At 42.8% G+C, this 15,380-nt stretch carries 14 protein-coding genes; 8 read left to right on the top strand and 6 right to left on the bottom strand.

The genetic code is table 11. The features are described 5' to 3' along the window. The first annotated feature begins 60 nt into the window (after window positions 1-60). The 5 genes from ACAM39_RS05150 (at window position 61) to accC (ending at window position 6,134) form a co-directional block, all read left to right on the top strand. On the top strand, window positions 61-2,367 hold the full coding sequence (locus ACAM39_RS05150) for an NADP-dependent malic enzyme (protein WP_369628461.1): 2,307 nt from the start codon (window positions 61-63) through the stop codon (window positions 2,365-2,367). Between the two features lie 83 nt (window positions 2,368-2,450). Then, on the top strand, window positions 2,451-3,632 hold the full coding sequence (locus ACAM39_RS05145) for a tRNA nucleotidyltransferase/poly(A) polymerase-related protein (RefSeq protein WP_369628460.1): 1,182 nt from the start codon (window positions 2,451-2,453) through the stop codon (window positions 3,630-3,632). Between the two features lie 10 nt (window positions 3,633-3,642). After that, the gene (aroQ, locus tag ACAM39_RS05140; RefSeq protein ID WP_369628459.1) at window positions 3,643-4,122 is read left to right on the top strand and encodes a type II 3-dehydroquinate dehydratase; all 480 of its coding nucleotides are present in this window, start codon (window positions 3,643-3,645) and stop codon (window positions 4,120-4,122) included. Between the two features lie 168 nt (window positions 4,123-4,290). Further along, window positions 4,291-4,710 (top strand): acetyl-CoA carboxylase biotin carboxyl carrier protein, encoded by a 420-nt coding sequence (gene accB, locus ACAM39_RS05135; RefSeq protein WP_062330390.1) that lies wholly within the window; start codon window positions 4,291-4,293, stop codon window positions 4,708-4,710. A 56-nt stretch (window positions 4,711-4,766) separates the two neighbouring features. Further along, on the top strand, window positions 4,767-6,134 hold the full coding sequence (gene accC / locus ACAM39_RS05130) for an acetyl-CoA carboxylase biotin carboxylase subunit (protein WP_369628458.1): 1,368 nt from the start codon (window positions 4,767-4,769) through the stop codon (window positions 6,132-6,134). Window positions 6,135-6,182: 48 nt separating this feature from the next. On the opposite strand, the gene ruvA is transcribed toward accC, so the two are convergent. From ruvA to ACAM39_RS05110, 4 genes are all read right to left on the bottom strand, one after another. Continuing rightward, on the bottom strand, window positions 6,183-6,803 hold the full coding sequence (gene ruvA / locus ACAM39_RS05125; protein WP_062330386.1) for a Holliday junction branch migration protein RuvA: 621 nt from the start codon (window positions 6,801-6,803) through the stop codon (window positions 6,183-6,185). Between the two features lie 124 nt (window positions 6,804-6,927). After that, window positions 6,928-7,965, bottom strand: a complete 1,038-nt coding sequence (fba, locus tag ACAM39_RS05120; RefSeq protein ID WP_369628457.1) for a class II fructose-bisphosphate aldolase — start codon at window positions 7,963-7,965, stop codon at window positions 6,928-6,930. A 211-nt stretch (window positions 7,966-8,176) separates the two neighbouring features. Next, window positions 8,177-8,581, bottom strand: coding sequence for a hypothetical protein (locus tag ACAM39_RS05115; RefSeq protein ID WP_369628456.1), 405 nt, complete (start codon window positions 8,579-8,581; stop codon window positions 8,177-8,179). 175 nt (window positions 8,582-8,756) lie between these two features. Further along, window positions 8,757-9,947 (bottom strand): phosphoglycerate kinase, encoded by a 1,191-nt coding sequence (locus ACAM39_RS05110; RefSeq protein ID WP_369628455.1) that lies wholly within the window; start codon window positions 9,945-9,947, stop codon window positions 8,757-8,759. 289 nt (window positions 9,948-10,236) lie between these two features. On the opposite strand from ACAM39_RS05110, the gene ACAM39_RS05105 reads away from it, so the two are divergent. Then, window positions 10,237-10,563: a TraR/DksA family transcriptional regulator gene (locus ACAM39_RS05105; protein ID WP_369628454.1), complete on the top strand. Its 327-nt coding sequence runs from the start codon at window positions 10,237-10,239 to the stop codon at window positions 10,561-10,563. Window positions 10,564-10,674: 111 nt separating this feature from the next. Here ACAM39_RS05105 and ACAM39_RS05100 read toward each other — a convergent pair whose 3' ends face one another. Then, window positions 10,675-11,709 carry a D-alanyl-D-alanine carboxypeptidase family protein gene (locus tag ACAM39_RS05100; RefSeq protein WP_128677915.1) on the bottom strand — a complete coding sequence of 345 codons (1,035 nt, stop codon included), beginning with the start codon at window positions 11,707-11,709 and terminating at the stop codon, window positions 10,675-10,677. A 356-nt stretch (window positions 11,710-12,065) separates the two neighbouring features. Further along, entirely contained in the window at window positions 12,066-13,817 is a 1,752-nt protein-coding gene (locus ACAM39_RS05095) for a glutamine--tRNA ligase/YqeY domain fusion protein (RefSeq protein WP_369628453.1), read from the bottom strand. Between the two features lie 212 nt (window positions 13,818-14,029). Here ACAM39_RS05095 and ACAM39_RS05090 point away from each other — a divergent pair, with 212 nt between their 5' ends. Together ACAM39_RS05090 and ACAM39_RS05085 are read left to right on the top strand one after the other, a co-directional pair. Next, on the top strand, window positions 14,030-14,539 hold the full coding sequence (locus tag ACAM39_RS05090) for a peptidylprolyl isomerase (protein ID WP_060994994.1): 510 nt from the start codon (window positions 14,030-14,032) through the stop codon (window positions 14,537-14,539). A 9-nt stretch (window positions 14,540-14,548) separates the two neighbouring features. After that, window positions 14,549-15,352 (top strand): UDP-2,3-diacylglucosamine diphosphatase, encoded by an 804-nt coding sequence (locus ACAM39_RS05085; protein WP_369628452.1) that lies wholly within the window; start codon window positions 14,549-14,551, stop codon window positions 15,350-15,352. Window positions 15,353-15,380: the final 28 nt, after the last annotated feature.

Genomic DNA, 15,380 nt, shown 5'->3' with positions numbered 1-15,380 from the left:
CAATAGTGCTAGAATAGCGAACACTACGATTCGAAAACGACTGTCGCAACGAAGGATATTATGGATAAATTATCGCCGACCAACAATGGCTTATCAGACAAAGAATTATTTGAACAAGCCGCCTTGCATTATCATGCCAATCCACGCCCAGGTAAAATTTCTGTTACCCCTATCAAGGCACTTGCCAACCAACGGGATTTGGCACTTGCCTATTCGCCTGGCGTCGCCGTACCTTGTCTAGAAATTGAAAAAGACCCCAAAAAAGCCGCGCTTTATACCGCTCGTAGCAACTTAGTTGGTGTGGTGACAAATGGTACCGCTGTTTTAGGATTGGGCAATATCGGTCCTTTGGCGTCAAAACCTGTGATGGAAGGTAAAGGCGTGCTGTTCAAAAAATTTGCCGGCATTGATGTATTTGATATTGAAGTGGCACAAAACGATCCGGATAAATTCATCGAAGCGATTGCCTCTTTAGAGCCTACCTTCGGCGGTATCAATCTTGAAGATATCAAAGCCCCTGAGTGTTTTTATATCGAAAAAGAACTGCGTAAACGCATGAATATCCCTGTGTTCCATGATGACCAACATGGTACCGCGATTATTGCGTCGGCCGCGTTATTAAACGCGCTACAAATTACCGGCAAAAAAATCGAAGATATCAAAATTGTGGTATCTGGTGCAGGTGCTGCAGCGATTTCTTGTTTAGATTTGATTTGTGCGTTGGGCGCAAAAAAAGAACACATCTTTGTCGCTGACTCAAAAGGTATTATCACTAGCAACCGAGCAAACCTCGATGAGTCAAAACAGCGTTATGCCCGCGATACTGAAGCCAAAACCTTATCGGATGTGATTGAAGGCGCGGACATGTTCTTAGGTTTATCTGCCGCTGGCATGCTGACCCAAGATATGGTAAAACGCATGGCGCAAGATCCCATTATCTTTGCCCTAGCCAATCCAAACCCAGAAATCCTACCTGAAGATGCCAAAGCGGTGCGTCCCGATGCGATTATCGCCACAGGCCGCTCTGACTATCCAAACCAAGTAAACAACGCACTGTGTTTCCCATATATCTTCCGTGGGGCGCTTGACGTCGGTGCCACGACCGTCAACGAAGAAATGAAAATTGCCTGCGTGCGAGCCATTGCTGCCATGGCACATGTGGAAGCCACGCCACAAAAAGGTCAAAAAACGGTGGATGAAACCAAACGTTTTGGTCGTGAATACCTAATCCCTGGACCGTTAGAGCCAAATTTGATTTTGGAGATTGCGCCAGCGGTTGCCAAAGCGGCGATGGATTCTGGCGTTGCCACGTTACCGATTGAAAATATGCGTGCTTATCGCGATAAACTCTCAGAGTTTGTTTATAACTCTGCGTTCTTGATGAAACCTATTTTCACCCGTGCCAAACAAGAGCCAAAACGTATCGTTTACTGTGAAGGTGAGGATGAAAACGTATTACGGGCAGTGCAAGTGGTGGTGGATGAAGGCTTGGCAAAACCTATCTTGGTCGGTCGTCCAACCATTATTGCCAACCAAATCCAGCGGTTGGGCTTACGTATGGTGGCAGGTGAAAATTATGAATTGGTTAACATCGAAAGCGACCCACGTTATAAAGACTACTGGCAGTTTTATTATGAGATGAACAAACGCAATGGTGTGACGGTTGAATTGGCGCGTCGTGATGTTCGCCGTAAAACTTCTTTGATTGGCGCGCTAATGGTTGAACGTGGCGATGCCGACGGTATGATTTGTGGTACGTTTGGTTCATATCACTTGCACTTAAACTACGTGCAAAACGTCATCAAAAAACACGCGGATGCTAAAGATTTTTATGCCTTAAATGCCTTATTAATTCAAGGTCGTAACTTGTTCATTGCTGACACTTATGTGCATGAAGACCCAAGCGCTGAACAACTAGCGGAAATGACAGTATTAGCAGCGCAAGAAGTCCGCCGCTTTGGTCTTGAACCGCGTGTGGCATTGCTATCACATTCAAACTTTGGTTCATCTGACTTTGAAAGCGCCAAAAAAATGCGTCAAGTCTATGATTTACTGACCGATATGAATGTTGATTTTGAGTTTGATGGCGAAATGCATGGTGACACCGCGCTTGATGACCGTATCCGCCATACTTCATTCCCATTTAGCAAATTGACAGGTTCAGCTAACCTACTGATCATGCCAGACTTAGATGCGGCTAACATCGCATTTAACTTGCTAAAAACGGCGACCAATAGTGTCACCGTCGGTCCATTGTTATTGGGAGCGCAACGACCTGTGCATATCTTGACATCTTCTGCGACAGCACGTCGTATCGTCAACATGACTGCTGTAGCGGTAACACAAGCGCAAGAATTGGCAAAATAATTTTGTGTTGATTGATAAAACCAGTTTAGTGCTCTAAACTGGTTTTTTTATGGGTTTAATTTAGTTAAAACATCGGGGTGGTCATGCAAGTTTATTTGGTCGGTGGTGCGGTACGCGATTATGTATTGGCGCGCGAGGTCACTGAACACGATTATGTGGTGGTCGGCGCAACGCCTGAGCAGATGCTGGAGCTGGGATTTTCGCAGGTAGGGGCTGATTTTCCGGTTTTTTTACACCCAAAGACCCATGACGAATATGCACTGGCTCGCACGGAACGCAAAAGCGGTAACGGCTATCTTGGTTTTAAGGTACACGCTGACGCCGCTGTCACCTTAGAAGAAGATTTAGCCAGGCGCGATCTCACCATCAATGCCATGGCTATAGAAGTCAATGGGTTGTTTGACTGCAGTTTTAAACAGGGCAAATTTGATACCCGCGATATCATCGACCCGTATGGTGGCTTAGCAGACATTGAGCAAAAAAAATTACGTCATGTGTCCATCGCTTTTGTAGAAGATCCGGTACGCGTATTGCGCCTTGCCCGTTTTGCCAGTCGTTATGCGCCGCTCGGATTTACGGTCGATGAGTCCACCACGAAACTTACCAGTCAAATGAAAGCCGCAGGTGAGCTGAGTCATCTTGTCGCTGAGCGGGTATGGTCAGAGATGTCAAAAGCGTTAACGCAGGCTTGGTCGGATATTTATTTTGACACGCTTTATCAGCTTAATGTCCTCGATATCATTATGCCAAAATTGTATCAAGCATCCAATGATAATCCTAGCCAATGGCAATTGATGCTATCTGCGCTGCGAATGGTGGGAGAGCAACAAGCGGACAACGTCATGAAGTTTGCTCTAGTTGCAACCTGCTTTAAGTCTCACCAGCAACACAATAACCCAACTAGCGAGTATTTAGAATTTTGCCAAGGTTTAAAGGTACCAAAAAACGCTGAGCGATTGGGGTTATTTATTGTTGAGCATTTTGATGAATTAAAAAATTTCGATCACTTAACTGCAGAACCATTATTTGAGCTGTTAAGATTAAGTAATAGCCTTAAAGACACCTCACTTTTAGAACAAGCCTTGAAAGTCGTTCATCTTTATCAACAGGTCAAACAAACCGCGCTATTAACCACCATCAAAACGCAATTAACTCAAATTTCTGCCAAAGATGTGGCAAGCGAGCTGACCGGCAAACAGATCGGTGAAGCCATTGACAAGCTGAGGTTGCAAAAACTTGAGGAAATTTTAAATCACCCACGATAAAGGAAGCATCATGACTACAACAACACAGACTCAACTAACCCATGTGTTAGTACTAAATGGTCCCAATCTCAATTTGCTTGGCAAGCGAGAACCAGAAATCTACGGATTTCAAACCCTACAAGATATTGAAGATGATATAAGACAACTAGCCAGTAATCATCAAATTAAACTCACCTGTTTTCAAACAAATCAAGAATCTGCCCTGATTGATAAAATCCATCATCACGGTTTATTGACCACAAATCCTGAAGAGCAGATTGACGCGATTATCATCAATCCCGCCGCCTTTACTCACACATCGGTAGCAGTTCGCGATGCCCTACTCGCCGTGAATAAACCTTTTATAGAAGTTCATCTTTCCAATATTCACACGCGTGAGCCATTTCGACAGCATTCTTATTTTAGTGACAAAGCTGAAGCGGTCATCTGTGGTATGGGGGCTTTTGGCTATACTGCAGCGTTTAATTATCTGGTTCAAAAACATCAGTAGCAACATAATTTAGCCTAAAATAAATAGCAACATGGCAGCAAATTTTAAGTGTACAAACGTACACAAATATACCCTGCTATATCTATTTATTTTAGAAAAATCTTGTTACAATACGGCAATCTATGAATTAGTTGTCTATGAAGCGTATAATTTTAAGGTAGTTAGGATATGGATATAAGTAAAATCAAACAACTTATTGACTTAATGGAAGAGCGAACGTTAGCAGAATTAACCGTACAAGATGGCGATAAAAAGGTCTCTATTTCACGCCATTTACCCCAAGCGAATATTCAACCTGTGACAGCGACTACAGCCACCACGACAACCGCTAACGCTGCCCCTGTAAAATCTGGCATGGTAGAAACATCACCGATGGTTGGGGTCTATTATGTTGCACCGAGTCCTAATGACGCGCCATTTATCAAGGTGGGTCAACAGATACAAGCAGGCGATAGTTTAGGCATTATTGAAGCCATGAAAATCATGAACCCGCTTGAAGCAACCCAAAGCGGTATCATTGCAGAAATCTTGGTACAAAACGGCGATGTGGTGCAATTTGGTCAACCGATTGTCCGTTACGAGTCTTAATTTTTAACTTTTTTGTCTATTTGAAGTTTGTTTATCGATAAAAATTAGGGATAGCAATGATAAAAAAATTACTGATCGCCAATCGTGGTGAAATTGCGCTGCGCATTGTTCGCGCTTGTAAGCAGCTTGGCATCCAAACGGTGGGCGTGTACTCAACTGCAGATGACAACTTGATGCACCTTCGATTCGTTGACGAATCCATCTGTATTGGCAAGCCCAATGCCAGTCAAAGCTATCTCAATATCGATACTATCTTAACAGCCGCAGAAATCTCTGGCGCTGATGCCATTCACCCAGGTTATGGGTTTTTATCTGAAAATGCTGAATTTGCCGAACGCGTGGAAGAGGCAGGGCTAACTTTCGTAGGTCCTGCGCCTGAGCACATTCGCTTAATGGGCAACAAAATATCCGCTATCAACGCCATGAAAAAAGCCGGTGTGCCTACCGTCCCTGGCTCAGTGGGTAGCGTCACTCTGGCTAACGCTGAAGAACAAGCTAGAGCCATTGGTTTTCCTCTGTTAATCAAAGCAGCAGCGGGTGGTGGTGGTCGTGGTATGCGCGTGGTTGAACGCCTTGAGCAGTTATTGTCTCAAGTGCAAGCCGCCAAACAAGAAGCCGAATTGTGGTTTGGCGATGATAGCGTCTATATGGAACGCTTTTTAAAAAACCCGCGCCATGTTGAAGTGCAAGTTTTAGGTGACGGCGAAGGCAATGCCATTCATTTATTTGATCGCGATTGCTCGCTACAACGTCGTCACCAAAAAGTGCTTGAAGAAGCCCCTGCCCCAGAGATTCCTGATGATATCAAAGAGCCCATTTTGCAAGCTTGCGTCCGTGCTTGTGAGCAAATTAACTATCGCGGCGCAGGGACGTTTGAATTTTTATATGAAGACGAGCAATTTTTCTTTATTGAGATGAATACCCGCGTACAGGTTGAACATCCTGTCACCGAAATGATTACCGGCATTGATGTGGTGGTTGAACAACTCAAAATCGCATCTGGCTATGGCTTATCGTATCGTCAAAACGAAATCGAAATTCGCGGGCATGCCATCGAGTGCCGTATCAATGCCGAAGATCCAGTAACTTTCATGCCGTCACCTGGTACGGTGACCCACTTTTTTATGCCAAATGGTAGCGGTGTACGTTTTGACTCGCACCTTTATCCTAACTATGCCATCCCTACCTTTTATGACTCATTGATTGGCAAATTAATCTGTCATGGTCAAACCCGTGAACAAGCGATTGCCAAGCTTCGCCATGCCCTTGACGAGCTGATTATCACCGGCATCAAAACCAATGTGCCATTACATCGCGATGTGATTTTGCAAGACGAGGCTTTTTGTAAACAGGCACAAAACATTCATTATCTGGAAAAAAACTTATTATCCCAGCCAGAGACGCCAAAAACCGAAACAGAATAAGGTTAATGGTTAAAAAAGAGGGTCGTTTGAGCCTCTTTTTATGCAATTTTAATTCATCGCCAAATTTTTAAGAGACGCTTTCAGCAGATTTTGGATGGTTAACGGTGAATCAATGGCAGATTTTGCCAGTTTTATCGCAGCTTGGGCTTCTTTATCGCGATAACCTAGTGCAATCAACCCCGCTTCCACTTCAGCAATAATAATGCCTTCATTGCCGCTATCGGTCGCTAGTGGTAATGAAGGGGCAAAACCTGATGTATCACCTAAGTGCTTGATTTTGTCTTTTAATTCAACAATCAATCGCTGTGCGGTTTTTTTGCCAACCCCTGGGATACGCGTCAATGCCAGCTCATCATTGTTCATCACAAACTGGTGCAATTCCTGCACCGTTACGGTTGACATCATCGCCAACGCCATTTTTGCCCCCACCCCATTGACTTTAAGCAACAGTCTAAACACTTCCCGATCGCTATGGCTTAAAAACCCAAATAACAACTGAGCATCCTCGCGTACCAAAAAATGTGTCCACAAGGTGACGGACTGATTTAATTGTACTTGGCAAAATGCATTAAGCGGCATCTCAATTTCATACCCAACGCCCGCTGTAGTCATCACCACTACCGTAGGTGCCATTAGATGATGCACTTGCCCTTGAATTAATCCTATCATTGATGACTCACTACAAATAATTTAATCCAATAAAAAAGTGGGCAACCTAAGTCCACCCACTTGAATCTCACACTCTCTTGAATATCATGCTTTTTAGTCATTTGCTAAAACTTAGCTCTAGTATTTAGTTATAGAAACTAACCATTTTTTCTAGACTAATTGGGCGGATTTTATCCGCATTACCCGCCGTACCAAATGCAGTATAGCGATCGATACAAACCGCTTTCATGGCATCGATGGTTTTGGCAAAATATTTGCGTGGGTCAAATTCTGCTGGGTTTTCAGCGAGGAATTTGCGAATCGCACCGGTTGATGCCAAACGTAAATCGGTGTCGATATTGACTTTACGTACACCATGTTTGATGGCTTCTACGATTTGCTCAACTGGCACACCGTAGGTTTCACCGATATTGCCGCCATTTTCATTAATCACTTTGAGCCATTCTTGTGGCACACTTGAAGAGCCATGCATTACAAGGTGAGTATTAGGAATACGGGCATGAATTTCTTTGATACGTGCAATCGATAAGATATCATCGGTAGGTGGTCGGGTAAATTTATACGCCCCGTGGCTAGTACCGACTGCAATCGCTAGTGCATCAACATGGGTGTCATTAACAAATTGCTCAGCTTCATCAGCACTGGTTAACAGCTGTGAGTGGTCAAGTTTACCTTCCGCCCCTACGCCATCTTCTTCGCCAGCCATACCCGTTTCAAGGCTACCTAAAACACCAATTTCACCTTCTACTGATACACCACAAGCATGAGAGAGTTTTACCACTTCACGCGTCACTGCCACATTATAATTATAGTCTGCAGGGGTTTTACCATCACTCTTTAATGAGCCATCCATCATCACCGATGAAAAACCCAACTGGATTGAACGCTGGCAAACTTCTGGACTGGTACCATGGTCTTGGTGCATAACCACTGGAATGTGCGGCCACTCTTCAATGGCAGACAAAATAAGATGGCGTAAAAATGGGGCACCTGCGTATTTGCGTGCGCCTGCCGATGCTTGCACAATCACAGGTGAATTGGTTTCATCGGCTGCCATCATAATGGCACGCATTTGCTCTAAGTTATTGACGTTAAATGCAGGAACACCATAGTTGTTTTCTGCTGCATGGTCTAAAAGCTGACGCAAAGAAATCAAAGCCATATTACTTTCTCTTGGTAAAGTTAATAATCAATTGAAAATTTTAGAAAAATTGGGTTTTGCCGTGTTGGACAAGGCTTGAGTATAACAGAAGTGCGTTATAATTTGAATTCAAAAAATATAACTTTGAACTGAACGATATTATGGCAAACTACCTAACCCAATCAAAAAGCCCCAAAATGATTTCGGGGCTTTTTTAGGCTGAATACTAAAATTAGTATTTTTGTTTTTCTGGCACGGTTGTTTGGATGTCAGTACTACTATTTGCTGCATCGTTTTTAACCGCTTCTGCACCTTGTGCTACATTGGCTGCACCAGTCGCTACAGCAGAGGCTACGTTCGCGGTGGCTTGGGCGGCACCATTGGCAACAGCTTCAGTCGCGTTGATTGCTGCGCCTTGGGCAACCGCAACACCCGTGGTAGCAGCACTAGCCACAGCTTCACCTGCATTTGCTGTTGCACTAGCGGCACTTGCAGTCGCGTCTTTAATGTCTTGACCCGCTGCGCTTGCTGCGGCTTCAGGTTGACCGTTAGCTGCGGCTTCTTCGGTTTTTTTACTACATGCAGTAATTGATAAAGTTGCTAATAAAGTTGCCAATACTAAATTACGTTTTAACATATTCATTCCTTAAACGCCAAACATATGGGTATACATACTTGCATAATATCTTATCGACAATATATTTTTAGTGCAATTGCTTACAATGTTTACCATACAAATATTAACTTAACATTACATTAATTCAGCGATGATAAATTTAAATCGCTGAATTAATGATAACGATTGTTAGCATTTAGGCACGTTGGCTCAGTGCGTGCACGGCAGGTAAGGTTTTACCTTCCACAAATTCTAAGAACGCCCCGCCCCCGGTTGATGTGTAGCTTACTCTATCGGCGACCTTGTATTTATCAATCGCAGCGAGCGTATCACCACCACCTGCAATGCTAAAGCCTTCACTTGCTGCGACTGCTTCACTAACGATTTTGGTACCTTCACCAAATTTATCGACTTCAAATACGCCTACAGGTCCATTCCATAAGATGGTTTTGGCATTTTTAATCGCATCGGCAAGTTTCGCCGCACTGCTTGCACTTATATCTAAAATCATTTCATCATCAGCAATGGTATTGACCGATTTGGTTACGGCATCGACAGATTCTAGCGAGCCCAAAAAATCATCAAAATCAATCTGTGATTTTTTAGCGACGACCACTTCCTCAGGTAGTAATACATGGGTCTCTTGCATAATGCTTTTCGCCGTTTCCACCATGTCGGCTTCATATAGGGATGCACCAACATTGGCACCTTTGGCTGCCAAGAATGTATTGGCAATACCACCACCCACAATGATTTGGTCACAGATTTTTGCCAATGATTTGAGCACATCTAACTTCGTAGAAACTTTCGAGCCACCAACAATCGCAAGCATGGGCTTGGCTGGGTTATCTAAAGCTTTGGCTAATGCATCAAGTTCTGCCGCTAACAACGGGCCTGCACAAGCAGTCTTTGCTTTGGCGATAACGCCTTCTGTTGACGCTTCAGCACGGTGAGCCGTACCAAAAGCATCCATCACAAATACATCACATAAAGCGGCATAGCGTTCAGATAAAGTGGCATCGTTTTTCTTTTCACCCGCATTAAAACGTACATTTTCCAGTAGCACAACTTCACCTGGGGCTACTATCACATTATTTTGGGCATAATCGGTCACCAATTTGACAGGTTTGCCCAAAGCATCGCTCAAATAATCTGCGACTGGCTGCAACGAATATTTGGCTTCAGGGTTTGATGGGTCTGGGCGACCTAGATGCGAACACACGATAACCGCTGCGCCTTTATCTAAAGCCAATTGGATGGTGGGCAAGCTTGCTTTTAATCGGGCATCATTGGCAATTTTGCCATCTTTTAACGGTACATTTAAATCTTCGCGGATTAAAACTGTTTTGTCAGAAACATCAATATCGTTTAAACGAGCAAATTGCATGGATTAACCTCTAAGTTAATAACAGGATGGTGACCCGTAGGGGTTGATAAAACGTTGTCACATGACAACAAAAATTGAATAAAAAAATAAGCGTAGATTAGCATAGTTTGAGTATTTTTAACATTATTGATGCTATCAACTAACGCCCAATTAATGCCACGCACGGTGATAACACGGTATGACTACTTTATTACTACTTTATTAAGAAGGGTCTTAATGATAAGCTTATAAGGACAAAAACAGGAATGCAGCACTGCATTCAATATCTTATTCTAAAATTGGAGTATTTATGGTTGACCTTGACAAAGCAAAACAACGATTACTTGACCTAAAACAAGAATACCAAACTCGCGTGCATAAAATCCAACATGATATGCAAAATCCTGATACGGATATGACCCAAGATTGGGACGACCAAGCGGTGATTAATGAGCAAAACGATGTACGTAAAAACTTGCTAGTCGAAGCCCAGCACAACCTTGAATTGGTGAATAATGCCTTACTTCGTATCGAAAATGGGACTTATGGTATTTGCGCTGTGAGTGGTGAAGAAATCGAGCCCGCACGTCTTGAAGCGGTACCCTTTGCCACCACTTGTATGAAACACGCTAAATAGCTTATAAAACACACCAAATAGCTGATTTTGGTAGTTTTTCGCCCATAAAAAAGCAAGGACAGTTATCCTTGCTTTTTTTATCAAAAAATTAGTCAGTAAATTGCGACTTGTTTAGGTGAATCGGCGCATGCTTAAATTAGCAATAATGTTTTCTGCATCGTTCCAGCGGGTTTTTGAATCACTTGCACCGAGTAATACGACAATGGCTGGACGATTACCCACATTGGTTTCAAATAGTACGCAGTTGCCTGCTTCACGAATATACCCTGTTTTTGACAAACCAATATTATATAACCCATCACGCACCATGTAATTGGTACTGCGAGCGGCTACGGTTCGAAACCCCGAATTGATATTATATACACCGAACTGACGGCTAGGCGTAGTACTAAACTGGGTGACTAGGTTCATCTTTTGTGCATAACGGGCAAGAATTGCCAAATCACGCGGTGATGCCACATTACGAGAGTCTAGACCTGATGGGTCATAGAAACGGGTTTGGGTCATCCCCAATTCACGCGCTTTTTGGTTCATACGGCTAATAAAATTGTCATACCCCATAGGGTCGGTACGTGCTAATGCTTTAGCCGCTGGATTTTCTGATTTCATCATCATCATCAGTAGCATTTCAGCACGATTAAGCTGATCGCCAACTTTTAAACGGTCACTACCCGATTGCTTTGGGGTTTTGAAATCTAATGAACTAATCGTCAATGTTTCGCTCATGTTAGCGCCTGATTCCGCCACCACCACAGCCGTCATCAATTTACTGATTGAGGCAATCGGACGGGCAATATCAGCATTTTTTTCATAAATCGTATTGCCTGTTAACGCATCCACTACCAAAGCACCTTTGGAATTGGCAAAATAGCTGCCCGAAGACCGCGTGCTAGCTTGAGACCATGCAGGATTATAGCTTTCATCCTCACTGTATGCATTGTTATAGCTATTATAATTACCGCTATTAAAACTTGTCGTCTGTGGCGTGCTGTTGTACATGATGGCACGGGCTTTGTCTAAACTACCCTGCCCACCCCAACTAACTTTAGCTTGGCTACCTGTCTGCATATTTAATTCAGCATTACTTTGTACGCCAACCAGTGCAATGACAGCACCTAACAACGTTTTCTTTAACAATGTTTTCATTTCAACACTCTCAATCAAATCATGGTTAACTTGCTGTTGGATAAAGCATACAGTTACCAAAACTACCAATATATTTACGAAAAACAGATGAACAACGATACCTTAAGCCCAATAGCCATTAAAATCAAGCCATTAAAAGTTACAAAATCTAACAAGAATAACGGATTGATTACGCAAGACTGACTTAAATTTACGATGAGTAGTTTAGCACAGTACATATGTTACGCATGTAAAAAAACAATAAAACCGCCCGGCTAATACAATAATAAAACCATAAGTAACAATAGGTTAAGATATCCTTTTACGAAAAAAGCTGACATATTGCTATGCCAGCTAATTTATAAGTTAAAGATGATTTATGGTTTGAAACTGTCTTTTAAGGTCACAATACGGTTAAACACCAAATGCTCTGGTGAATAGTCTTTACTATCTGCCACAAAAAACCCTTCGCGTTCAAATTGGAACCGCTCGCCTGCATTGGCTTGTGATAAAGAAGGCTCGACAATAGCATCTACTTCACGTAGTGAATTGGGATTAATCTCTGCGGCTAAATTATTGATGTCAATTTTGGCAGGGTCTTCTTGGGTAAACAGCTGCTCATACAGACGTACCTTCGCGGGTACACCTAGACTGGCTGACACCCAATGTATCACACCTTTAACCTTACGACCTTCTGGATTGTTGCCCAACGTTTTTGGGTCAATAGTCGCTGTTAACCCCACCACTTCGCCATTGTCATCGGTGATGTGCTCCTCAATCTTTAACACGTAACTATTGCGTAAGCGGATTTCTGGGTTTTGCGGTGACAAGCGTTTATAACCTTCAGGCGGCGTGATTTCAAAATCCCCTTTATCAATATAAATTTCTTTAGTAAAAGGAATGTCACGCGTACCTTGGCTGTCATCATGGCTATTTTTAGGCTGGTTCAACCATAAAACACCATTGTCGAGTTTAGTTTTTACACTGTCTTTTTTGAGTGTTTCAACATTGGCGACGGCTTCATCAAAATTGGTAATCGTCACTTTTAGTGGGCTTAGCACCGCCATGGCACGATTCACATGCTCTAATGAGTTACGGATACTAAACTCGAGTAAGCCAAAATCCACCACACCGTCCGACTTGCTGACGCCCACACGGTCACAAAAATCCCGCAAGCCTTCAGGGGTATAACCACGGCGTCGCATGCCGGCAATTGTCGGCATACGCGGATCGTCCCAACCACTCACCAAGTCATCTTCGACCAGTTTTTTAAGTTTGCGTTTACTGGTCAAAATATGGTTCACGTTTAGGCGGGCAAATTCATATTGGTGTGGTTCTTTGTCAAAGCCCACTTTATCTACCACCCAATCATAAAACGGACGGTGGTCTTCAAATTCTAGGGTACAAATCGAATGCGTAATACCTTCGATTGCATCTGACAACGGGTGAGCATAGTCATACATGGGATAAATACACCAATCATCGCCTGTTTGGTGATGCGCTTGGTGCATGACACGATACAAAATTGGATCGCGCATATTCATATTGGGGCTTGCCATGTCGATTTTGGCACGAAGCACCGCTTCACCGTTGCCATATTTGCCAAGTTTCATATCGTTAAAGCGTTGCAAATTCTCTTCAACACTGGCATCACGGTATGGGGAGTTTTTACCTGCTTGACCGAAATTGCCGCGGTTTTCACGAATATCCTCAGGACTTTGTAAATCAACATAGGCATCGCCTTGTTTGATTAATTTCACCGCCCAATCATATAACTGAGCAAAATAACTGGACGCATAGCGCGCCTCGCCTGCCCAATCAAAACCGAGCCATTTGACATCATCTTTGATGTTATCGACAAACTCCTGATCTTCAGCATCAGGATTGGTATCGTCAAACCGTAGGTTACACAGCCCTGCAAACTCCTTGGCAAGCCCAAAGTTGAGACAAATAGATTTGACATGACCCAAATGTAAGTAGCCATTGGGCTCAGGTGGAAAACGGGTCACAATCTGGCTATATTTTTGCGAAGCAAGGTCATCACGTACGATCGCACGGATAAAATCATTTTTTTCACTATTGGCTGCTGTATCGTCGGTTTTTGTATTTTTGTCGGTCGTCGCCGTCATTTGGTTGCCCCTTACCTATTACAAAAATGGTGAACTAATCTGCCATTCTAGCAGTTTTTTGACATTGAAAAAACTTAAATGAATTTAATTGAAACATTTAATTTTGCCAACTTTGCAAACTAAATACTGACTTTTTGATTGAAAATCGCTAGGATAGCCACAACAATTGCAAGACGCGTTTCTTTAACCATAAAAACCATTAGGAGCACACAATGGATATGCCATATGTAGAATTAGAAACCACCATGGGTAACATCGTTATCGAACTGAACCAAGAAAAAGCCCCCAACACGGTGGCAAACTTCTTAGAATACGTTAAATCAGGTCATTATGATGGCACGATTTTTCACCGCGTCATTGATGGTTTTATGATTCAAGGTGGTGGTATGGACGCCAACATGACAGAAAAATCTACCAATGCCCCAATCCAAAACGAAGCAGATAATGGCTTAAAAAATGAAGTCGGCACTATTGCGATGGCACGTACTTCTGACCCACATTCAGCGACTGCGCAATTTTTTATCAATGTAAAAGACAATAGCTTTCTAAACTTTTCTGGTAAAAACCCACAAGGCTGGGGTTATGCGGTGTTTGGTAAAGTGACTGAAGGCATGGACATTGTCAATAAAATCAAAGGTGTGCCGACTGGTAAATACGGTTTCCACGCTGATGTACCAACCACGCCTGTGGTGATTACCCATGCAAAAGTAATTGAGAAATAATTTTTTTGTATGCAAAGTTTTGCAGATTTGGTCACCGATAATCCCTCTGTCATTGCGCAGGTTGTTATCAGTGATTTACATTTGAGCATGAATGAGCCTGCCACTAATCCTTTAGGGCAGGCTTTTTTAGATTTTTTAGATAAACTGGCTTTATTGCCCAATCTAAAACAGTTTTTTATTCTCGGTGATTGGTTTGAAGCTTGGCTAGGGGATGATGTTGCCGATACAGACACCTTAACAGATGCGCTGCAACCGATTATAGAAAAGCTCAAAACACTATCCGATAAAAACTGCCAGATTTTTGTCATGCATGGTAATCGGGATTTTCTGCTTGGACAACAATTTTGCGACAAGTTTGGCGGGCAATTGATTTTTGAGCCGTTTTATTTGACATTAAATGGCAGAAAAGTTCGCCTAGAACATGGCGATGCACTGTGCACCGATGATAAAGGTTACCAACGCTTTCGCAAAATCATCCAACATCCTATCACTAAAAAAATTTTACTCGCGCTACCCATCAAAAAACGCCAACAAATTGCGCAAGATTTACGCCAAAAAAGTAAAACTGATAATGCCAAAAAATCCCTGCAAATCATGGATGTCAATGAACAAGCCGTCAAACAAGCCTTGCAAAAAGCCGATATACTGCTTCATGGGCATACTCACCGCCCTGCTATTCATCAAATTGGCGATAAAAAACGGTTAGTGCTTGGCGATTGGCGATTGAATGACAACAGTGTTAATGCTGTCATTGGCGTTACAATGTCGGGGCAACTAAACTTGGTCGAATTTTTTTATACAGTTAATCGCTAAAATGCTCTCAAAGAATTTACTATTATTT

This window comes from Moraxella sp. K02 (assembly GCF_041154755.1).
Lineage (GTDB): Bacteria > Pseudomonadota > Gammaproteobacteria > Pseudomonadales > Moraxellaceae > Faucicola.
Note: the sequence above shows the minus strand (reverse complement) of the source record. Positions and strands in the feature narration are given on the sequence as shown.

Coding starts and splice junctions, on each gene's coding strand:
- ACAM39_RS05150 (WP_369628461.1), top strand. CDS start 61: ATGGATAAATTATCGCCGACCAACAATGGCTTATCAGACAAAGAATTA.
- ACAM39_RS05145 (WP_369628460.1), top strand. CDS start 2,451: ATGCAAGTTTATTTGGTCGGTGGTGCGGTACGCGATTATGTATTGGCG.
- aroQ (WP_369628459.1), top strand. CDS start 3,643: ATGACTACAACAACACAGACTCAACTAACCCATGTGTTAGTACTAAAT.
- accB (WP_062330390.1), top strand. CDS start 4,291: ATGGATATAAGTAAAATCAAACAACTTATTGACTTAATGGAAGAGCGA.
- accC (WP_369628458.1), top strand. CDS start 4,767: ATGATAAAAAAATTACTGATCGCCAATCGTGGTGAAATTGCGCTGCGC.
- ruvA (WP_062330386.1), bottom strand. CDS start 6,803: ATGATAGGATTAATTCAAGGGCAAGTGCATCATCTAATGGCACCTACG.
- fba (WP_369628457.1), bottom strand. CDS start 7,965: ATGGCTTTGATTTCTTTGCGTCAGCTTTTAGACCATGCAGCAGAAAAC.
- ACAM39_RS05115 (WP_369628456.1), bottom strand. CDS start 8,581: ATGTTAAAACGTAATTTAGTATTGGCAACTTTATTAGCAACTTTATCA.
- ACAM39_RS05110 (WP_369628455.1), bottom strand. CDS start 9,947: ATGCAATTTGCTCGTTTAAACGATATTGATGTTTCTGACAAAACAGTT.
- ACAM39_RS05105 (WP_369628454.1), top strand. CDS start 10,237: ATGGTTGACCTTGACAAAGCAAAACAACGATTACTTGACCTAAAACAA.
- ACAM39_RS05100 (WP_128677915.1), bottom strand. CDS start 11,709: ATGAAAACATTGTTAAAGAAAACGTTGTTAGGTGCTGTCATTGCACTG.
- ACAM39_RS05095 (WP_369628453.1), bottom strand. CDS start 13,817: ATGACGGCGACGACCGACAAAAATACAAAAACCGACGATACAGCAGCC.
- ACAM39_RS05090 (WP_060994994.1), top strand. CDS start 14,030: ATGGATATGCCATATGTAGAATTAGAAACCACCATGGGTAACATCGTT.
- ACAM39_RS05085 (WP_369628452.1), top strand. CDS start 14,549: ATGCAAAGTTTTGCAGATTTGGTCACCGATAATCCCTCTGTCATTGCG.